Origin of the sequence: Legionella sp. PATHC035 (assembly GCF_026191115.1) — a bacterium.
Lineage (GTDB): Bacteria > Pseudomonadota > Gammaproteobacteria > Legionellales > Legionellaceae > Legionella.
The window spans coordinates 2835902-2852633 of the sequence record NZ_JAPHOT010000001.1 but is presented as its reverse complement, the minus strand read 5'-3'; the positions used below and the strand labels follow the sequence as shown (position 1 = coordinate 2852633).

The window sequence follows — 16732 nt, the reverse complement described above, 5'->3', positions numbered from 1 at the left end:
AAAATTTTTGACAACGCATTCTGATGGAGCTTGGATCGATTAGGGTTAAATTAATTGTCAGTCGAATCATGGGATAAGCTTAAAAATACTCAATAATTTACAGCGCGCTCACTCTTTGTGCTATTGTTAATTTATATAATAATCTTTGTTCCATGGTTAAAAGGAGTTTCCATAAATGAAATCCTCCTTATTTAAGCAGGAAATGTCCTCTCAATTAGAGAAGATTGCTGCTGAGCGAGATGAGTTAATTTCTAAAATTAAAGAGTATGAGAAGCTGCTAAAGGGGGCGCCTGAATTAATACTCCAATACATCGAAATGATTGCAACTCCCTTCTATCAATTTTCCATTGATCTCGAAAAAATTAGCTATATTAATCCAGCAGCAGAAAAATTGTTCGGTCGTTCGCGTCAAGAGCTCTATCAAAATTCGAGTTTATGGTTTCAATCAATCCATGAAGACGATAGAGCAAATGTAATTCAAGCGTTACGAGATACGGTGAACGGGAAAGAGAGTGATAAATTATTTGAATACAGGGTTATAATGCCCGACGGAACAATGACCTACGTCGCGGATAGACCGACTCTGATTTATGACAAACAAGGTGATAAAAATTGTATTATGGGTTTTATTACTAATTTGTCTGGGCTTTTTAATGCCAAGCGAGAACTCCTACTGTATGATCAAATTTTGAATGTGGCGCATCATGAAAAAAGTGTCGAAGTCGCTGTCGAAGCAATATTAAAAATAAGCTGCTTATCGTTTGCTTGGGATGAAGGTGAAGTTTGGTTAATCGACCAGTCAACCAGCTCATTATATTGCATCAAAATTTGGCATAGCCTTCATGATGAAATCAGGGAATTTTATGAAAAATCTTATCAGTTAAAAATTGATATCCAAGAAGGGCTGCAAGGGGAGGTGATAAGAGATAATCTACCCATTCTCGTGACCGATTATGGGGAACATGAACAGTATATTCGTGGTGATCTTGCGGTAAAAGCAGGATTAAATTGCGCATTTGGCTTGCCCCTGGCCTATCAAGGTCAAACCCTTGGCGTGCTGCTGTATTTCTCAAAAAAAGTAAAAAAACTGACGCATGACCAAATCCTGGCTTTAGAAAAGGTATCCCATGTCCTGGGAAGCCTTATTCAGAATAAATTCAACAAGGACCAAATGATCCATTTGATTCACCATGAAAAATTGACCGGATTAGTCAATCGTTCGGGGTTAGAAGAGTTTCTACAAACTGAAATTAATAAATATAGAAAATCGTTAATTGCGCTCATCATGGTTGATTTTGATCGATTCAAAAAAATCAATGAATCCATGGGATTTGATGTCGGAGACGCGGTCCTCAAGAATATTGCTGTCAAGTTTAATGAATACCTCAGTGATTCATGCTCTATTATTGCAAATATTGGGGGGGATCAGTTCGTTTTTGCAGTAAGCAACATGAAACAACCCGAAGACATTTCACCGTTGGTTGAACGAATAAGGTCGATTGTGAAAACACCGTTGATTATTGATCATCAGACCATTTTATTAACAATCAGCATGGGAATCTCTATTTATCCATATGATGGAACTGATTTTTTATCGCTCTTGCAAAATGCAGATATAGCACTTAATCAGGCGAAAGTCTCAGGCGGCAACTCTGTGGAATATTTTTCTGCTAAATTGCAAAAAGCAGTCACACACTCCATTGAGATTGAGACTAAGTTACGCAAGTCGCTCACTGAAAACGATTTCAGACTCTATTATCAGCCTAAGGTCGATTTAAAATCAGGAAATATTGTCGGAGTGGAGGCATTGCTACGATGGCAAAATCCTGATAACGGATTGATCTTACCGGGGGCGTTTCTTCCATTAGCTGAGCAATCTGATTTGATTGTTTACATTGGTGAATGGGTTTTGCTTGAAGTGTGTCGAAATTTCCCGTTTGAGCATTTGCACATTCCTGTGTCGATTAACTTCTCCGCTCGGCAATTCCTGATTGAGTACGATATTGTAAAATTTGTTGAACTACTTTTAGAAAAATTATCTTTGGATCCCGCTCTACTGGAAATCGAATTAACTGAAACGCAGCTGTTGAACGATCTGAAGCATACCACAAACGTTCTAGAATCACTGCGAAAAATGGGCCTATCTTTCGCTATTGATGATTTTGGTATTGGTTACAGTTCCTTTCAATATTTAAAACAATTCAAACCAAATAAAATAAAAATAGATAAATTTTTTATTGATGGTTTACCGCAGGACCTCGAAAATGCAGGTATTGTTAAATCGATTATTGCATTGTGTAAAAGCTTAAATATAAAAGTTGTAGCTGAAGGGGTAGAAAATGCCCAGCAATTGCAATTTTTACTCGACGAGGGATGCGATGAAATGCAAGGATTTTATTTTTCACCGCCAGTACCCATTTATGACATCATCAATCTAATTGATAGCAAAAAAAACTTAAATAGCATGGCACCTAAGGCCTCCCCACGAAAAAAAGCATGAGCCCTGCGTTTCGCGGCTTATCGACGGAATCGATCAATTCTGTTCAAATTTGAAACGACTGCGCTTACTTGCACACTCCCCAGCTGAATTAAAAAGCGCCGCCCATTTGAGGGCATCAAAGGCAAATTAAGAGATTTCTTACATGATTATGCGCTATTTTGCGTATGCCTCATTAACATTATTCGCTATGCTTGAATCAGTACGAGGAAGGACAGCGGATGTCTTAATAAGGATAATTTGAACGCATCAAGGACGATGCACTGCCACAAGGATGTGGTCTGCCTCCTCGGAACACAATTCACCATAGCCATAATGATTTATCACAATTGATTGCGCTTTTTATCCTCTCACACCCGAAAAACCACTAAGACTCAAAGGCTCCTAAACAAAAGATACGATAAGACAATTAACCAGACTCAATAAGTATTTATTGATACACGATGGTTCAACGCAGACACTTATTGGGTGATGTTGGAACCTTCCTTACCCTACCCTTATCCAATAGTTTTGGGTAATACACAATATTTTTGGCGAAGTGTGCTTAATGGTATTTCAGCAACTTCCCATAAAGACCAGTCATGCGCAAAGAGATTAATTTGCATTTGCGAACCTCGATACCAGGCCTCCCAAAACGCTTCCGGATTCATCTTGCATTGTGATGCCCCGGCAAGATTATTAATTTTAATACCCAAATAAAAAGAATAAAATACAGGGATGATATGTCCTTCCATCGCATTCCTTTCAAGCATGGTTGATGTAAAGGTAGAAACTAATAATTCGCCGAAGGGAGTAGTATCATATCCGCTTAAAACATGCAGTGAATCATGAGGCATAATAAAGGCATAATTTGCCCCCTCTGCTTCTCCTGGAAAGAAGTAGTTATTGTCTTTAAATTGCTTCCAAATCCTATAGCCAAAAGAATCCTCCGGTAATTTCTGTAAACGCTCATACCTGGCTACTAAAGCAGGATCATGGTGCTCACGATAGGGAAAGAGCCATTGGTCAATATCCTCCTCTCTTTGTAAATTAGGGAATAAATCGAAGCTTTCAAGATTTTTAAGGGTTATGTCTCTGATTAACCAATTGATATCATTCTCTAAAGTTTTTTGTAATTGCAGTAAATAATGGGGATAAATAGCGACAGCTTTGGCATACTGGAATAAGGTTTTAATTTTTTCATGATCAATTTCCCCATCCATTAATGACGCAATGGTAAGAAAACGTAATGCATATTCAGCGATCACCTCTGAAGAAAAATAATTGGGAAATTGTTCCGGTTTCATTGAGGGAAGGCTGTTTAAATCTAATTGATCCTGGTGGGAAAAAACATATCGATAGAGTGCCTTGATTGATCGGGCTTGGATGTCCGTTAGAGGTTGCTTTCCTTGTGCTGTAGCAACATCCCGCATGGCGGCAAGAATTGTATTTATTTGGTCTAGGAAGAGTTTCACGTTCAAACTTATAGGTCAATATAATGTTAATAATATAAAAAAAAGACAACCGTGTCCAAAAGCGCCAAGAGTTATACTTCAAACTGGGCTAATTAACACGCTGAACGAAAGAACCATACCAGAAAGGGAAAATGGCTAATAGCTTATTTGGCCATAACACTTAAATTCAGTAAGTTGCTTTAGCCAGTTGAATTGAGGCGACACGCTATTTCATTTTTTATTGAAATCCTTTTCTCATCAATTATAGAGCACTACTTGCTTATTTTTTGGTTGCAAACCATGCGGTGACTCCAAATCCAATAAAGATGGTTTAGAGAAGTATCAAGGATCAGCAAGGAAGAATTTAGCTTAGCTCTTTTGCGCTAGCCAAATTGTAGCCTCACCACATTGAGGATCACGTACCTTATGAGTTAACACTTGAAAAGAGAATGCTTTTAGAAGGCGATTCTATTATGAAAATGAAACACGCATCCTTAGTGGTTCAGCAACAAACGATATATAAAATTGATTGTTATAGATATTAAATCAAAGCCACACTGGCGACTGAAGTGCGTGCTTGTACGTTGCTTCGCAACCTCGACTTTTTAGGTTAAAAATAAAGCAAAAACAATAATTTGTGTTTTGAAATTAAATTTCCAAATTGACTCAGTAAAATGATTTTTGAAGCGAATTATTATCATAATGATTACCTTTTAAATTATTCTCATTTTGTCTCGTAAAAAAAGAATCTCTTTTATTCATAGCGCTATTATAGGCATCAACATAACGATAATAATGACCATTGTTCTTCACGTAAGATAAATAAGTTTCGTCGTTAGATAACATCATTAATTGTTCTAATTCAATACCATTGGGAATTAACAATGATTGTGGATTTCTGAACACTAGATCGGTGTATAAGGAAGATGCTTTTTTAAATGATTTATGTTCTGCTTCTTCTATATAAATAGCATATTCGTCTGCGTTAAAAAAATTGGAATATTTAATTTTATTTTCTGTTAAATCAGGATTATTCGCATTGCATAACTCAAAAATAAATGTTTGTAACATGTTCACAGGTAATAAATTCTTTTTAACTCGAATTTCCTTTTTCTGCGCTAACCAATAACCCTGAAATTTTAAATTATCTCTTGTAAAATCGATTTTAATACCTGGTGTAGTTGATAAAATAGAGAGTTCTCTACTGCATTCAGGTGAGGACAAGAAAAGTTTGATCAATTTAGTGACTTGATCAAAATTATCATTGGTGCAAAGAACAACTATAGGATGAATTAATTTATCTCCTGAAAGAATAAATTTTTTTACTGACATTTGGACTAAATACTCGCATATAGATTTAATTTGAGTCAATTTTATCATTGAATCATTAACAGATTATTAATCGCAGCAAGAAAATGACGATTGGCAACATGCTTGTCATTTATCACAAAACCTTCAAATTTTTGATTAGGCGCATCCTTACAGTTTTTAGGTCAATGTCTTGTTGTTGATTTTCCTTATGCTCATGGTTTGATATCCACAAGTATTAAATCTTGGTCAAAATAAACAAAATTCTGGGCTATTGCGAAGACCTTTTTTACGACTTATGGCATGTGGTTTTTTGAGGGTAAAAAATCCACTATAAAAGAATCGAAGAGGGTTTCTGGTACCAGCAAGGGGTGTAGAGGAAATTTGTCATTGACATTGAATCATATTAAATGCAAATTCCATAAGACTTTTAGCACGAGCATCGTCATACCAATCGATGATTTGATCATAGCCTTGATAAACTTTGATTTTATTCAACTCACTCATCGGTAACTGCCCTTAATTCTAGATTCGAACTAGGTAGGAAGAGCTGATCTTATTGAAAAATAATAATCCACCCTCTTAATCAGAAGTACCCCACCAAACGTAGCGGCTGAATCAAAAGGCGCCGCCCATTTGAGGGCATCAAACGCAAATTAAGAGATTTCTTACATGATTATGCGCAATTTTGCGTATGCCTCATTAACATTATTCGCTATGCTTGAATCAGTACGAGGAAGGACAGCGGATGTCTTAATAAGGATAATTTGAACGCATCAAGGATGATGCACTGCCACAAGGATGTGGTCTGCCCTCCTCGGAACACAATTCAACATAGCCATTTATAAGTCATCAGAATTAATTGCGCTTTTTATCTCATCTCAAGCCGACAAAACACCAGATGCCCACTCATTAATTAATTATTTTGCTATTAATTTGGAACGATTGATTAATCAATACAGCGTACAGACTCGGCGGCTGGGTAATTTTCTCTCAAAAAGGAACTAATGATGGGGACTGATAGTCCTCGATAACTACCGTACTCCTATTCGCCATAAGTTCTTGATGAATATTTTTATCGATATTTACAAAATTGGCTACTTTTAATCTATAACTATGGCCGATAGAACCGCATTCTAGCTCAAAAAGATTTTTTTCAAAGAAATCATGTGCAGTCCGATTATTATAATGCGGTCTTGCTGAAATAGGATATGGATTATCTAAAGTACTGACGTGCTCAACTACAGCTTTCAACAATTCTTTTCCAATTCTTTTATGAGCCCCCTCACCCTCTATAGAATAGCATCGGGAAAGCATAGAGGGTGCAGAAATGATCATCTCCTCGATTTCAAAAAATGTGCCACTGATTCCAAAGAATTCGTTAGAGTAGCCTCGATAAATGTGGGGTCCACTTCCTAATGCAATACCTTGTATGTCATCATCCTCGGCGATAAAAAATGCGAAATCATTTTTTTCAAAATGACGCTCATCGTTCTCTGGAATATCCTTTTCTAAAAAAATTATCATATCGCGCACAGATTCACGCCAATGGTGGTGTAAATCTGAGTTAGATAGTCTCGAGTAATTTTGCTCAAAAAACTCATTGGCGGTTTTTTGCCACTCACGCAGGAGCGATAATATTTTTTGTTTTTCAAGCTTGAATTGCGCATAGTTCAATTTCCTTATTTTCATGCGATATACATCCTTAGGTTACCAACTGGCTCTATGTTAAGCTTTGCGCTAAGGGAATCGTACCCAGCACACTCATGCCTTGCACTCAAACAAAATCTGCGGTGATGCAAGAGGCCTATATAATGATATTCTTGAGTAAATTTCAAGAGATGAGTGTAGGCTGGGCTGCAAAGCCCAGCGTCTAATCTTGAGTGTTACCTAGAAATTGATTAATAATTAAAAACATAATATTCACTCAAGTATCAATCCATTCATCAGAGCATATGCTGATGAAGTAAACTCGTGAGACCCTACAGCAACTCCAGTGTGGTATTCCTATTGTTTTTTTGACCAAATTGATTTGACCAAATGATTTTATCATGCAAAAATAGGACTCGTTTTAAACATATTGACCTTAATATGAATAAGTTTGTTTGTTTGTGCTGTCTATTAATCATTCCAATTGCGTATGCAAGTCCTGAAGAAAATACCCAAGCTTATTTTGACTCCGTTAAAGCAACTCCCAGCATGTTAAAAAAATTCTTAACGAATATGCCTAAGGGGGGAGATCTGCATATGCATGCGAGCGGCTCATCGTTCGCTGAAAATTTAATTCGTTATGCAGAGCTGGATAATTTATGTATTGATACAAACAATTTGTCGGTGTCAATTAATCCTTCATGCAATTCAGAAGATTATTTAATGACCGCCATAGCGAATAAAAAATTATACCATTCTTTAATTGACGCATGGTCGATGTGCGATTTCGACCCAGTGAAAAATGAATCAGGACATGATCATTTTTTTAATGCTTTTGGAAAATTTAGCCTTATTACCAAAATGCATGGAGGAGAAATTTTAGCTGAAATGACTGAGCGTGCGGCGGTCCAAAACGAACTCTATCTAGAAATCATGACGACACCCGATGGGAATGAAGCCAGCGAACTCGGAAAGCGACTGGGTTGGGATCCTGATTTAGAAAATCTGCGCAATCACTTATTAAGTGCTAATTTTGACCAAGTAGTAACTCATATTTCCCAGAATTTGGACAAGGACGAAGCGAAAAAGAATGAATTACAACAATGCGGCACGAATAACGAACAAGCAGGTTGTCAGATCACGGTTCGTTATTTGTATCAAGTTCGTAGGGAACAACCTCCGCAGATGGTTTTTGCACAATTACTTGCGGGATTTGAAGCGGCTTCACAAGATCCACGTATTGTAGGCATTAATTTGGTTCAAGCGGAAGATGGAACAATAGCAATGCGCGATTATCGATTACATATGCACATGCTAGCTTTTTTGCATCAACTCTATCCTAATGTCCATATTTCGCTCCATGCTGGTGAACTTAATCCTGAATTAGTTGCGCCAGAAGGACTTACATTTCATATTCATGAAGCGGTAGAGACTGCCTCTGCAGAACGAATTGGACATGGTGTAGATATTGAATACGAACATCATGCATCCGAATTAATAAATAAAATGGCACAAAAGGAAGTGATGGTTGAAGTCAATTTAAGCAGTAACGATTATATTTTAGGCATCAAAGGGAAAGAGCATCCCTTGGCTTTGTATTTAAACAATGGTGTCCCTGTGAGTTTATCAACTGATGATGAGGGAATAAGCCGTGAACCTTTAACGCGTCAATTCGAGCGTGCGGTGGAAGAACAACAGCTTTCTTATCTCACTTTGAAAAAGTTAGCACGAAACAGTCTGTATTTTGCATTTTTACCCGGCGATAATCTTTGGCACAATTCTCAATACACCTTAATGAATGGGGAGTGTACCCCGATTAAATCAGTAACAGATCAGCCAACGCAGACGTGCCAGAATTTTCTTAATCTTAACCCCAAGGCAAAACTTCAATGGAAATTGGAAGAGCAGTTCGCCAAATTTGAATCACAATATTGATATTGAATCTAGGGTGTGCAGATTGCGAGAATTTCTAGGGTCAAACTGATGCTACAAATAGCTGATTGACTTATGGGGTACTCGCTCGTCAGACTCGATTCACTGAAACTTTAAATCGGATACATTTCAGGGTTTGTTTGACGTGTCACCAGACCCTAAATAAGTTCTGAAATAATCAATCAAGTCTTTCCCCATTGATGATAACTCGTTTATGTTGTCCGGCACAAAATTCACCACGATAGGCACGGTTTCATAGTTTTTGAATTGGGAAGAACCGAGAGATATCATTCAACTCATTTTTTGATAACGTTCATAGATTTTATTTGAAGAACTAGCTTTTCATTTGATTTAAATGTGCTTTAGAAAAGAAATTAAAGTTTCCGAGGAAAATTTTATTCTCAATTTACCGAGATTAAAAGAAACACATTACTTCTCGAGAAATATATTATACTTACTAAATGTACAATTTGAGATCACTTGTTATGAAAAAAGAGCTTGACAGCAATATAACTTCATCAAATAGCATTCCACCGATGTTTCAATATGTCTGGGTGGGTGGTGAAATTAAGCCTGAGTATTTGTCAACCGTACTAGGGATATCGGCAACTGCTTTTCGCAGTGGTTTTGAGGAAACCATTATTTGGACCGATAATGAAGAGTACATTGATAAACCACTAAGACGTGCAGATTTAAAGTCACTTTCGAATAAATATAATTCGAGCAGGAAAAAAAATAATACAGTTGAAAATAAGCATCATCAATCAGCGCACCAATCCGATTCAAAAGTGCCTTTGTCTGCAGAAACTTTAGATATCCCCATGCAGGCGAGAAACTTCCATATTAAAATAAAAAATATCAATGAATTGCTGGACAAGCTTAAAAATGACCCAATTTTCCCTGATAAAGAGACAAATGCCTATTTATATAACTTATTAAGAGAGTCTATTGGCAATCGCAATTTGGCTGCCGTTAGTGATTTAATTCGATATTGTAGCCTGTATTACTATGGAGGATACTACCTGGATACTGATTTACTGCCTGCGGTTAATAGGGATACAAGACTTGTGCCAGACACACCGCCGTTAGGAATGATTGGCCATATACGGCAACAAAATTTCCCGAAAGAGAAGATCTATCTAGCTAATTTGATGAAAATACCATTACCCTTAGAAGTGGACGGAAATAATGATGCTTTTGGGGTTGTTCGCCGTCATCCTATTTTACGAGTAGCTATCCAAAAGATGCTTGCCGCCTATGCGAAACAAGATGTTGAACCAATCATATTAAAAGACATGAGTGCTGAAAAAATTGGAGATAGAATAAAAGACGTTCTCACTCCTTTTGAAAGAAACTTTATATCTCAGTTAAATAAGGATAAAGCAACTCAAACTGAATTTATAAAATCGCTTTTGAATCAATGCTTTGAGTTACGATTATTGAATAATGTAAATTTTAATGAAATGGAATTAAAAAATTCTTCTCATCGTACGCCTGGCAGTGTGGCAAAAGAGAAAGAAAAAACACTACTTTCAATTGAACATTTAATTGCTGAATATACCAAGCAATTAAAAATCGACAATTTTTCTCATGAAGATATCAAACAATTAAGTAAAAAGTTAATTAAATACGTCCAAGAAGAAATTAAGATACACCAAGAAACCTATAACTTAGGATATGAGGGTGCAACAGAAATGGATGCGAAAAGGTATCCATTTACTATCAAAGACACCAACGATCGAAATAAAAGAAGACAGAATACCTGTAAAGCCAGTATTAATTCTTTTTGTGAAGCTATTGAAGCCTTTTTAGTTCATAAAGAACCTAATGGAGCCTCTCCTTATGCTGATGAGGAACTCGCGGCATTTTCTCCTGAAAAATTAACTAAATCGAATTTTGCAGCTAATATTAAAACCATTCAAGCACCAGGCGATTACGAGGTAGCAGTTAAATTAGCTGGTTGTGAAGTGAAAATAAAGTGCGATAAAACATGGTTAAAGAATACTAAAAGCAAGGTTTCCTATGATGAAAATGCTTTACCCGCTAAGAAAGAATCGGGGGATTTTTTCGCAAGCGGTAAAAATGAGGCAAAACAAGTTGCTAAAACCAAAAAAGAGAACCCAGAGAGGGTAGTCCCGTTTGAACCTAAAGATAGCAAACAAGAAAGCCTTACTATACCCAATAAAAATAAGGTGACTGTCAGTATCATGAAGATACCAGCGAATGAAAGAGAAGAAAATATATTTGCAGTCTACACGGTATTAAAGAATGATGAATTGCTGAGGAATCCCGATAGCTCCGTTCCAGCCATTATCAAGACCATACGTGACATAATGGTGAATATTGACCCTTCAAAAGAAGAAAACATCAGCAATGCCATTATTGAAATCAAAAGAAAAATAGCTGAAAACAAGGACAATAATTACAATCAGAATGCTGATGACATCATCAAGGCATTTACAAAAGCAAGCTGTTGCGATTTTCAAAAAATCCGTGCCGCCCTAACGGCCAACCCTGCAATGGACGAAATAATGAAACCTGTCAGAGTTGGGGGGCAGCAACTGTAACCCTTTTTAACGCTACAATTCAGTAACGTGGGGCGAAACTGGTGCTCAGATATTTGCTATATTTGCTATATGAGGCATTGCTGATCAGCAAAATTAATCGCTTCCGCACGTGTTTTATTCATCCCGCTGCTGGAGTATGCATAGTTATAATTGTCAATAAAGCATTGTAAGCTGTTTTTGGAGTAATATTTTGATGCTTCATAATCGCTCATTGTCGTGGCGAATTTGCGTGCGTCAGATTTTGTTTTATCAAGTCCCGTTGATTTATAAGCAAATTCAAAGGAGGATTTAAATACCTTAAGGTATGCTGCAGGACAAAACTTTTGGCTTACTTGGCCAGCAAATTGTTCTGCCTCTGAAGCGGTCAAATCTAAACCATTAGAGCTATAGGCCCATTTGTTCGCTTCTTGAAATACCTCGAGTTGCGTACCACAACTTGCTTCATTAGGCAGACTGATGATCCTATCAATTTGATTAGCCAAGGTATCTACCATTCTCTTTTGTTCCTCATTTAATGAGGTTTCAACGTACCATAACTTAGCGGACAGTTGGTATATCTTTTCATATAAGCTTGTATTTGAGGAGGTGGCCAAGGCTGGCATAGAACAGAAACACATAAGGTACAAGGCTGTTTTTTTTATAATGGTCATTACTTAGTCCCTTTGCTTAGTTATAGAATAAAAACAGGACCAAATATAACAAGGAAAGCTTAAAAAAACCTTAAAATTTATAAATTAATACGATAGGGTCAGGAGTTGAATTTTGCTTTGCTTCCTTAAGCTAGATGATTATTTCAGATATACATGAAAGATGATTTCTTGATGGGGTAGATCCTGTATTACGACTTCGTCTAATACAGGCTACGCTTATTAAGAGATAGTTTACCAAGACCTACAGCGAGTGTAGCCTGTATTAGACAAAGTCGTAATACAGGGCATTCTTCTTCATCACCCAAGTATCATCAACCACCCCACTTTCAATAAAACGATGAATAGTTGAATAAGTAAACGTAGCCTGTATTAGACGAAGTCGTAATACAGGGCAATCTTCTTCATACACCCCAAGTATCATCAATCACTCCACTTTTAATAAAACGATGAATAGATGAATAAGGCCATTGAACTGGTTTTTTTACATAACCATGTTTGACGGGATTATAATGGATATAATCAACATGCGTTTGAAAATCTCTGTCATCCCTAATTCGATGTTCCCAAAATCGAGTTTGCCAAAGATTGACGTTCCCCCGTTTATTTTTCTTTAAGGGAATATTTAACTGTAATAAAGCTTGAGTAAAATGGGTTTTAATCAATCTTATTCGTTTTGAATACTCTGAGTCATCGCAAGGTAATTGCCATATACAATGAAGATGATCAGGCAAAACAACAAAAGCATGAGTGATGAAATTAGCTTTTGCTCTGACCGTCCGAAAAGCATTACCTAAATGGTCAACATGCTTTGTGAGAAGGTCAGATTGTCTGTCTAATAAAGTTAATGTGAAAAAATAGCTGGCGCCGGGTGAATAAACTCTACGGTATCGTACCATGAAAAGCTTCCTTAAGTTGGACGAGTTGATTATATCAAATTTAAATAATCAGGGGATTGCTTGATGGAGTCGATCCTGTATTACGACTTCGTCTAATACAGGCTACACTGGCTCAATTGGTCTTATGGGGATTCAAAGATCTCGTCCGAAAATCGAGGCGACGCAGGCTAACCCCATGATTAAAATAATATTTAATTATCTCTCTCACTAGCCTCTTTGTGACACCTTTATTCCAATTTGTTTTATATTATGTTTTTTCCAGGCCAAATTAAAATACCATCTCAGTGAGCATTTATCTTTACAAAAGTAATTCAGAAAGTTTAAATCACATTTTTTTTTAATCACTGATAATCGATATGATACTGAAAAAATCTGACTATAACTCAGATCAATTATGGGAACTTATTATTGGCCAAATATTAGAAGGAGATTATACAAATCATGATTTGTTTTTAGAGTTACTTTTTGATGATGACGTGCCAAAAAATTTTAGTAAAATGGAGCTGCAAGCGAGTAGCAATCCCAATGCCAAATATTTATCTGCTTTATGTACCCCTGATCCAGATATTAGGCTGACTCTTCTTGTTGAAGCTATCGAACTTGGCAATACAAAAGCGATGGTTATGTACGCTACCATGCTCCTGGAAGACTCCACTACTGAGGTAAGCAAGGCTGATCAGCTTGATGGTTTTAAGCTTTTAGAACAAGCGATTGAATTAAAAGATGCAGATGCGATGTTTATGAAAGCTATCATAAACACAAATACAGCCAACAATAAGTACAAAGATAATAAACCTCAATTTGATACGTTGCTTTCAGAGGCACTTATACTTCTGGAAAAAGCAATTCAATTAGGGAATCCACAGGCCATGTTGAGAGCTGCTGAGATATACTCTGAAACAAAATGGGGGATTTTCAATTTAGCAAAAGCGATTTCGGTTTATGAAAAGGCAAAAAGATGTGGGAAATCAGATCCCACAATTGAGAAAAAGCTTAGCTCTATTGATTCGAAAAAAATAGCTGAAGAGTTAATGGAATTACTTTGGGATGACCTGATTACAGGGCAATCTTTCTCCTCTCTAACTATTGGCATTCTAAGTGTCCACTGCAAAGGTAAAGTTCTTACTCGTTTACAAGAGACTCCTCAAGGCACTAGTCTTCGCTATTTAAAAGATTTAAGAAACAATCCTACTCATCCTCTATGCTTAATTCTAAACGATGGTAAAACCGATGTAATGAGCCCAGAATTTAAATCCTTAATGGTACATGCTTCCTCTGTAGCAAATACCAGAGAAGGGTTCTTTCAATTATTTCGAAGCCCTCTCTTAAAGGTTAAGCCAGAAGAGGTAGAAGCACATTTACTTTCTTTTATACACCCAGGATCTCAAATAGACAGGTTAATGTTTTTAAAGGATAAAAACGAAAGTGAGATCTCCTCCGAACCCATTGATAATAGTGTTTTGTCACTTCAAAATTAGCTTCTAGCTTAGTTTGAAGGTTTACCGATTGCATTAGAGGGTCAGGCCTTGAATTGTGAATTGCACTCAACTTGAATAAACAATTTTATATTCAAAGTTCAAAGCCCGACCCATAGGTGCAAAGGAATATTATTTTTCGCTTGGATTCAAATGAAGTGAAAATACATCTGTCATCTCGTCAACGCTTTGCTAGCTCCGTTATTATATTCTTCCTCAATTTTCTTTTCTGCCTCTTCATCACTTATACGACTGGAATCTCTGGTATCCTTGATAATCTTTTGAGCAATTTCCGGGGGTAATTCTTGCAATGAAGTAGTCCCTCGGCCCCTAAAGAGTCCCATGGTTCTTGCGTTTTTTCCCAACTCCTTTAAGTCCTTTTGTCTTAATACTTCGATTAAAGCCAATAGCGCTTCTTCCAGAGATTCTTTTCCTAATATTTCAGCATGGTTCGGGAATTGTTCCGCGGTCAGTTGAAGGCAATAGTTATTCACTATAAGCCGCTTAAATTCTTCAGGGTCATTTAATACTCGCTCAATTAATTCCTCAGCGTGGTTGGGGAATTGTTCCGCAGTTTCTAGGAGGTCAGAGTTGTTCTCTATAAGTCGCTTAAATTCGTCAGAGTCGTCTAAAACGCGACTAATTAACTCTTCTGCATGGCTTGGAAATTGTTCTGCGACCAGTCGAAATCCAATATTATGCTCTATAAGTCGCCTATATTCTTTGGGGCTATTTAATACATAGCGGATTAACTCATCAGCATGGTTTGGAAATTGTCTTGCAATCTCTCGGAGCTGATAATTATTTTCTATAAGTCGAGTAAATTCTTCAGGATCATGTATCACATGGCAAATTAACTCATCAGCATAATTTGGAAATTGTTCTGCGACGCATCGTAGGTCACGGATGGACTTTATAATTCGCTTAAATTCCTCGGTTTGTTTTAGGGCGTTTTGTAAATCTTTCTCTAACATTAGTGCTTATTCTCTAGAATCAAAATAGTCGAATTATACACTATTTATCAGCAACTAGTTTATTTTTTGATTATATTGCACAGAACCACTCAGAGGGTCAGGCCTTGAATTGTGAATTTTCAATTCATAATTCAAGACCTTACCTTTATGATGACCCTATATCCGCTATAGAAAAAGGAGGTTAATTTAGTTTAAGCTTGTTCAGAAACATTTGTTTTGCAGACCAAGGATAAAGCCGGGACTCAATTAAACTGTCAAATGTGGGGGTGTAATGCTCATAAGTTTTATTAATTTTACACCCTGCCCTTAAATGAAGTTTATTGACCAGTCCTATCAGTAGGAGAGCTGAGTGTGATGAAACGACGAATCGCAAGAGAATCAGGTATGGACAGGCTAGTCAGGATTCTATTTTTATATCTAGGATTTTGGCTGGCTTATTCTACTCATGGGTTTGCTAAAACCACGGTAGAAATAGTCGAGACTGATCCGCCTGGAAATGTGGTTACCTTGGGTAGAGACCAGAACTTCTATCTCCACTTACACTATGAGTCCGACCAACCCGTTAAAATTTGGGTCAGACCCTATTTTCAGGGTAAAGAGGTATCTGCTGGGAGTAATCCGTCGCGTCTCTACCCACCCCGCAGCGGAGAGGCACTTGGCTGGTTTTTCCTGTTCAAACCCGGGGAGCAGGTAGACGAGGTTAGAATCCTTGCAGGGGATGGTTCTCTAGGAGAAACTCCCGTTGTCACTACCTATCCCGTTCAAGTCACTGGCAGCGACCAACAAAATACCGTTCAGATCAAGCCTGATTGGGTAACACAATTGAGAGCACTCGATGCTTCAGCACAAAAAGAAAATTATAAAAGGCTGATGAACAAACCAGTATCATTTGGTGACATGGTGCTGGCCTTTATTTTCATGCTCAGTACGTTAGCAATTGGTATTCTGGGAATTATTACACCCTTACTGGGTATATGGAAATGGAAGGGAGGGTGGCGTATTGCCGCGTTCGTACCGGCAGCACTGATGGCATTTGTCGTGTTGCGTCTTCTCCTCGATATCTCAGCAGATCCCACTTCACACAATTTATGGCCGTTTGAGATCCTGCAGACAGGGTCCCTTAGTTTGGCTATTATGGTTACTTTGACACTCATACGAAAAATCACCAAGGCAGGAAATGTGTCATGATGCCGCAGTGGCTAAGCGAATTATTCCTGCTATGAACGGGTGTGTGTCTATTGATGGTTGCACACACGTGTATGTGTCAGGTCTTGAATTGTGAATGTTCAAGTCAAAGTTGCTTGGTAATTCAAAGACCTGCCCCATAGGTGTGGAAATAAAAATTCAAGA

The 16732-nt window shown here is 37.4% G+C and carries 12 protein-coding genes; 5 read left to right on the top strand and 7 right to left on the bottom strand.

Going from position 1 to position 16732, the window contains the following annotated elements; genetic code table 11:
• Positions 1-175: 175 nt before the first annotated feature.
• Positions 176-2500, top strand: coding sequence for an EAL domain-containing protein (locus tag OQJ13_RS12640; protein ID WP_265711173.1), 2325 nt, complete (start codon positions 176-178; stop codon positions 2498-2500).
• Between the two features lie 494 nt (positions 2501-2994).
• Here the strand turns inward: OQJ13_RS12640 and OQJ13_RS12635 are convergent, their stop codons facing one another.
• From OQJ13_RS12635 to OQJ13_RS12625, 3 genes are all read right to left on the bottom strand, one after another.
• On the bottom strand, positions 2995-3951 hold the full coding sequence (locus OQJ13_RS12635) for a hypothetical protein (RefSeq protein WP_265711942.1): 957 nt from the start codon (positions 3949-3951) through the stop codon (positions 2995-2997).
• 645 nt (positions 3952-4596) lie between these two features.
• Positions 4597-5262, bottom strand: coding sequence for a hypothetical protein (locus OQJ13_RS12630; RefSeq protein ID WP_265711172.1), 666 nt, complete (start codon positions 5260-5262; stop codon positions 4597-4599).
• Positions 5263-6231: 969 nt separating this feature from the next.
• A complete protein-coding gene (locus OQJ13_RS12625) occupies positions 6232-6930 on the bottom strand; it encodes a hypothetical protein (RefSeq protein WP_265711171.1) in 699 nt (232 codons plus the stop codon).
• Positions 6931-7329: 399 nt separating this feature from the next.
• On the opposite strand from OQJ13_RS12625, the gene OQJ13_RS12620 reads away from it, so the two are divergent.
• Positions 7330-8823: an adenosine deaminase family protein gene (locus OQJ13_RS12620; protein WP_265711170.1), complete on the top strand. Its 1494-nt coding sequence runs from the start codon at positions 7330-7332 to the stop codon at positions 8821-8823.
• 533 nt (positions 8824-9356) lie between these two features.
• Positions 9357-11387, top strand: coding sequence for a TcdA/TcdB catalytic glycosyltransferase domain-containing protein (locus OQJ13_RS12615; protein ID WP_265711941.1), 2031 nt, complete (start codon positions 9357-9359; stop codon positions 11385-11387).
• Positions 11388-11452: 65 nt separating this feature from the next.
• On the opposite strand, the gene OQJ13_RS12610 is transcribed toward OQJ13_RS12615, so the two are convergent.
• The 3 genes from OQJ13_RS12610 to OQJ13_RS12600 form a co-directional block, all read right to left on the bottom strand.
• Positions 11453-12037, bottom strand: a complete 585-nt coding sequence (locus tag OQJ13_RS12610) for a hypothetical protein (protein ID WP_265711169.1) — start codon at positions 12035-12037, stop codon at positions 11453-11455.
• 262 nt (positions 12038-12299) lie between these two features.
• Positions 12300-12458 (bottom strand): hypothetical protein, encoded by a 159-nt coding sequence (locus OQJ13_RS12605; RefSeq protein WP_265711167.1) that lies wholly within the window; start codon positions 12456-12458, stop codon positions 12300-12302.
• On the bottom strand, positions 12439-12933 hold the full coding sequence (locus tag OQJ13_RS12600) for an REP-associated tyrosine transposase (RefSeq protein ID WP_265711166.1): 495 nt from the start codon (positions 12931-12933) through the stop codon (positions 12439-12441). The genes OQJ13_RS12605 and OQJ13_RS12600 overlap by 20 nt, the downstream gene beginning before the upstream one ends.
• 356 nt (positions 12934-13289) lie before the next feature.
• Here OQJ13_RS12600 and OQJ13_RS12595 point away from each other — a divergent pair, with 356 nt between their 5' ends.
• A complete protein-coding gene (locus tag OQJ13_RS12595; RefSeq protein ID WP_265711165.1) occupies positions 13290-14411 on the top strand; it encodes a tetratricopeptide repeat protein in 1122 nt (373 codons plus the stop codon).
• A 170-nt stretch (positions 14412-14581) separates the two neighbouring features.
• Here OQJ13_RS12595 and OQJ13_RS12590 read toward each other — a convergent pair whose 3' ends face one another.
• A complete protein-coding gene (locus OQJ13_RS12590; protein ID WP_265711164.1) occupies positions 14582-15382 on the bottom strand; it encodes a hypothetical protein in 801 nt (266 codons plus the stop codon).
• A 354-nt stretch (positions 15383-15736) separates the two neighbouring features.
• Between OQJ13_RS12590 and OQJ13_RS12585 the strand changes: the two genes are divergently transcribed.
• Entirely contained in the window at positions 15737-16570 is an 834-nt protein-coding gene (locus OQJ13_RS12585; RefSeq protein WP_265711163.1) for a hypothetical protein, read from the top strand.
• Positions 16571-16732 lie beyond the last annotated feature (162 nt).

Coding starts and splice junctions, on each gene's coding strand:
- OQJ13_RS12640 (WP_265711173.1), top strand. CDS start 176: ATGAAATCCTCCTTATTTAAGCAGGAAATGTCCTCTCAATTAGAGAAG.
- OQJ13_RS12630 (WP_265711172.1), bottom strand. CDS start 5,262: ATGTCAGTAAAAAAATTTATTCTTTCAGGAGATAAATTAATTCATCCT.
- OQJ13_RS12625 (WP_265711171.1), bottom strand. CDS start 6,930: ATGAAAATAAGGAAATTGAACTATGCGCAATTCAAGCTTGAAAAACAA.
- OQJ13_RS12620 (WP_265711170.1), top strand. CDS start 7,330: ATGAATAAGTTTGTTTGTTTGTGCTGTCTATTAATCATTCCAATTGCG.
- OQJ13_RS12615 (WP_265711941.1), top strand. CDS start 9,357: ATGTTTCAATATGTCTGGGTGGGTGGTGAAATTAAGCCTGAGTATTTG.
- OQJ13_RS12610 (WP_265711169.1), bottom strand. CDS start 12,037: ATGACCATTATAAAAAAAACAGCCTTGTACCTTATGTGTTTCTGTTCT.
- OQJ13_RS12605 (WP_265711167.1), bottom strand. CDS start 12,458: ATGATACTTGGGGTGTATGAAGAAGATTGCCCTGTATTACGACTTCGT.
- OQJ13_RS12600 (WP_265711166.1), bottom strand. CDS start 12,933: ATGGTACGATACCGTAGAGTTTATTCACCCGGCGCCAGCTATTTTTTC.
- OQJ13_RS12595 (WP_265711165.1), top strand. CDS start 13,290: ATGATACTGAAAAAATCTGACTATAACTCAGATCAATTATGGGAACTT.
- OQJ13_RS12590 (WP_265711164.1), bottom strand. CDS start 15,382: ATGTTAGAGAAAGATTTACAAAACGCCCTAAAACAAACCGAGGAATTT.
- OQJ13_RS12585 (WP_265711163.1), top strand. CDS start 15,737: ATGAAACGACGAATCGCAAGAGAATCAGGTATGGACAGGCTAGTCAGG.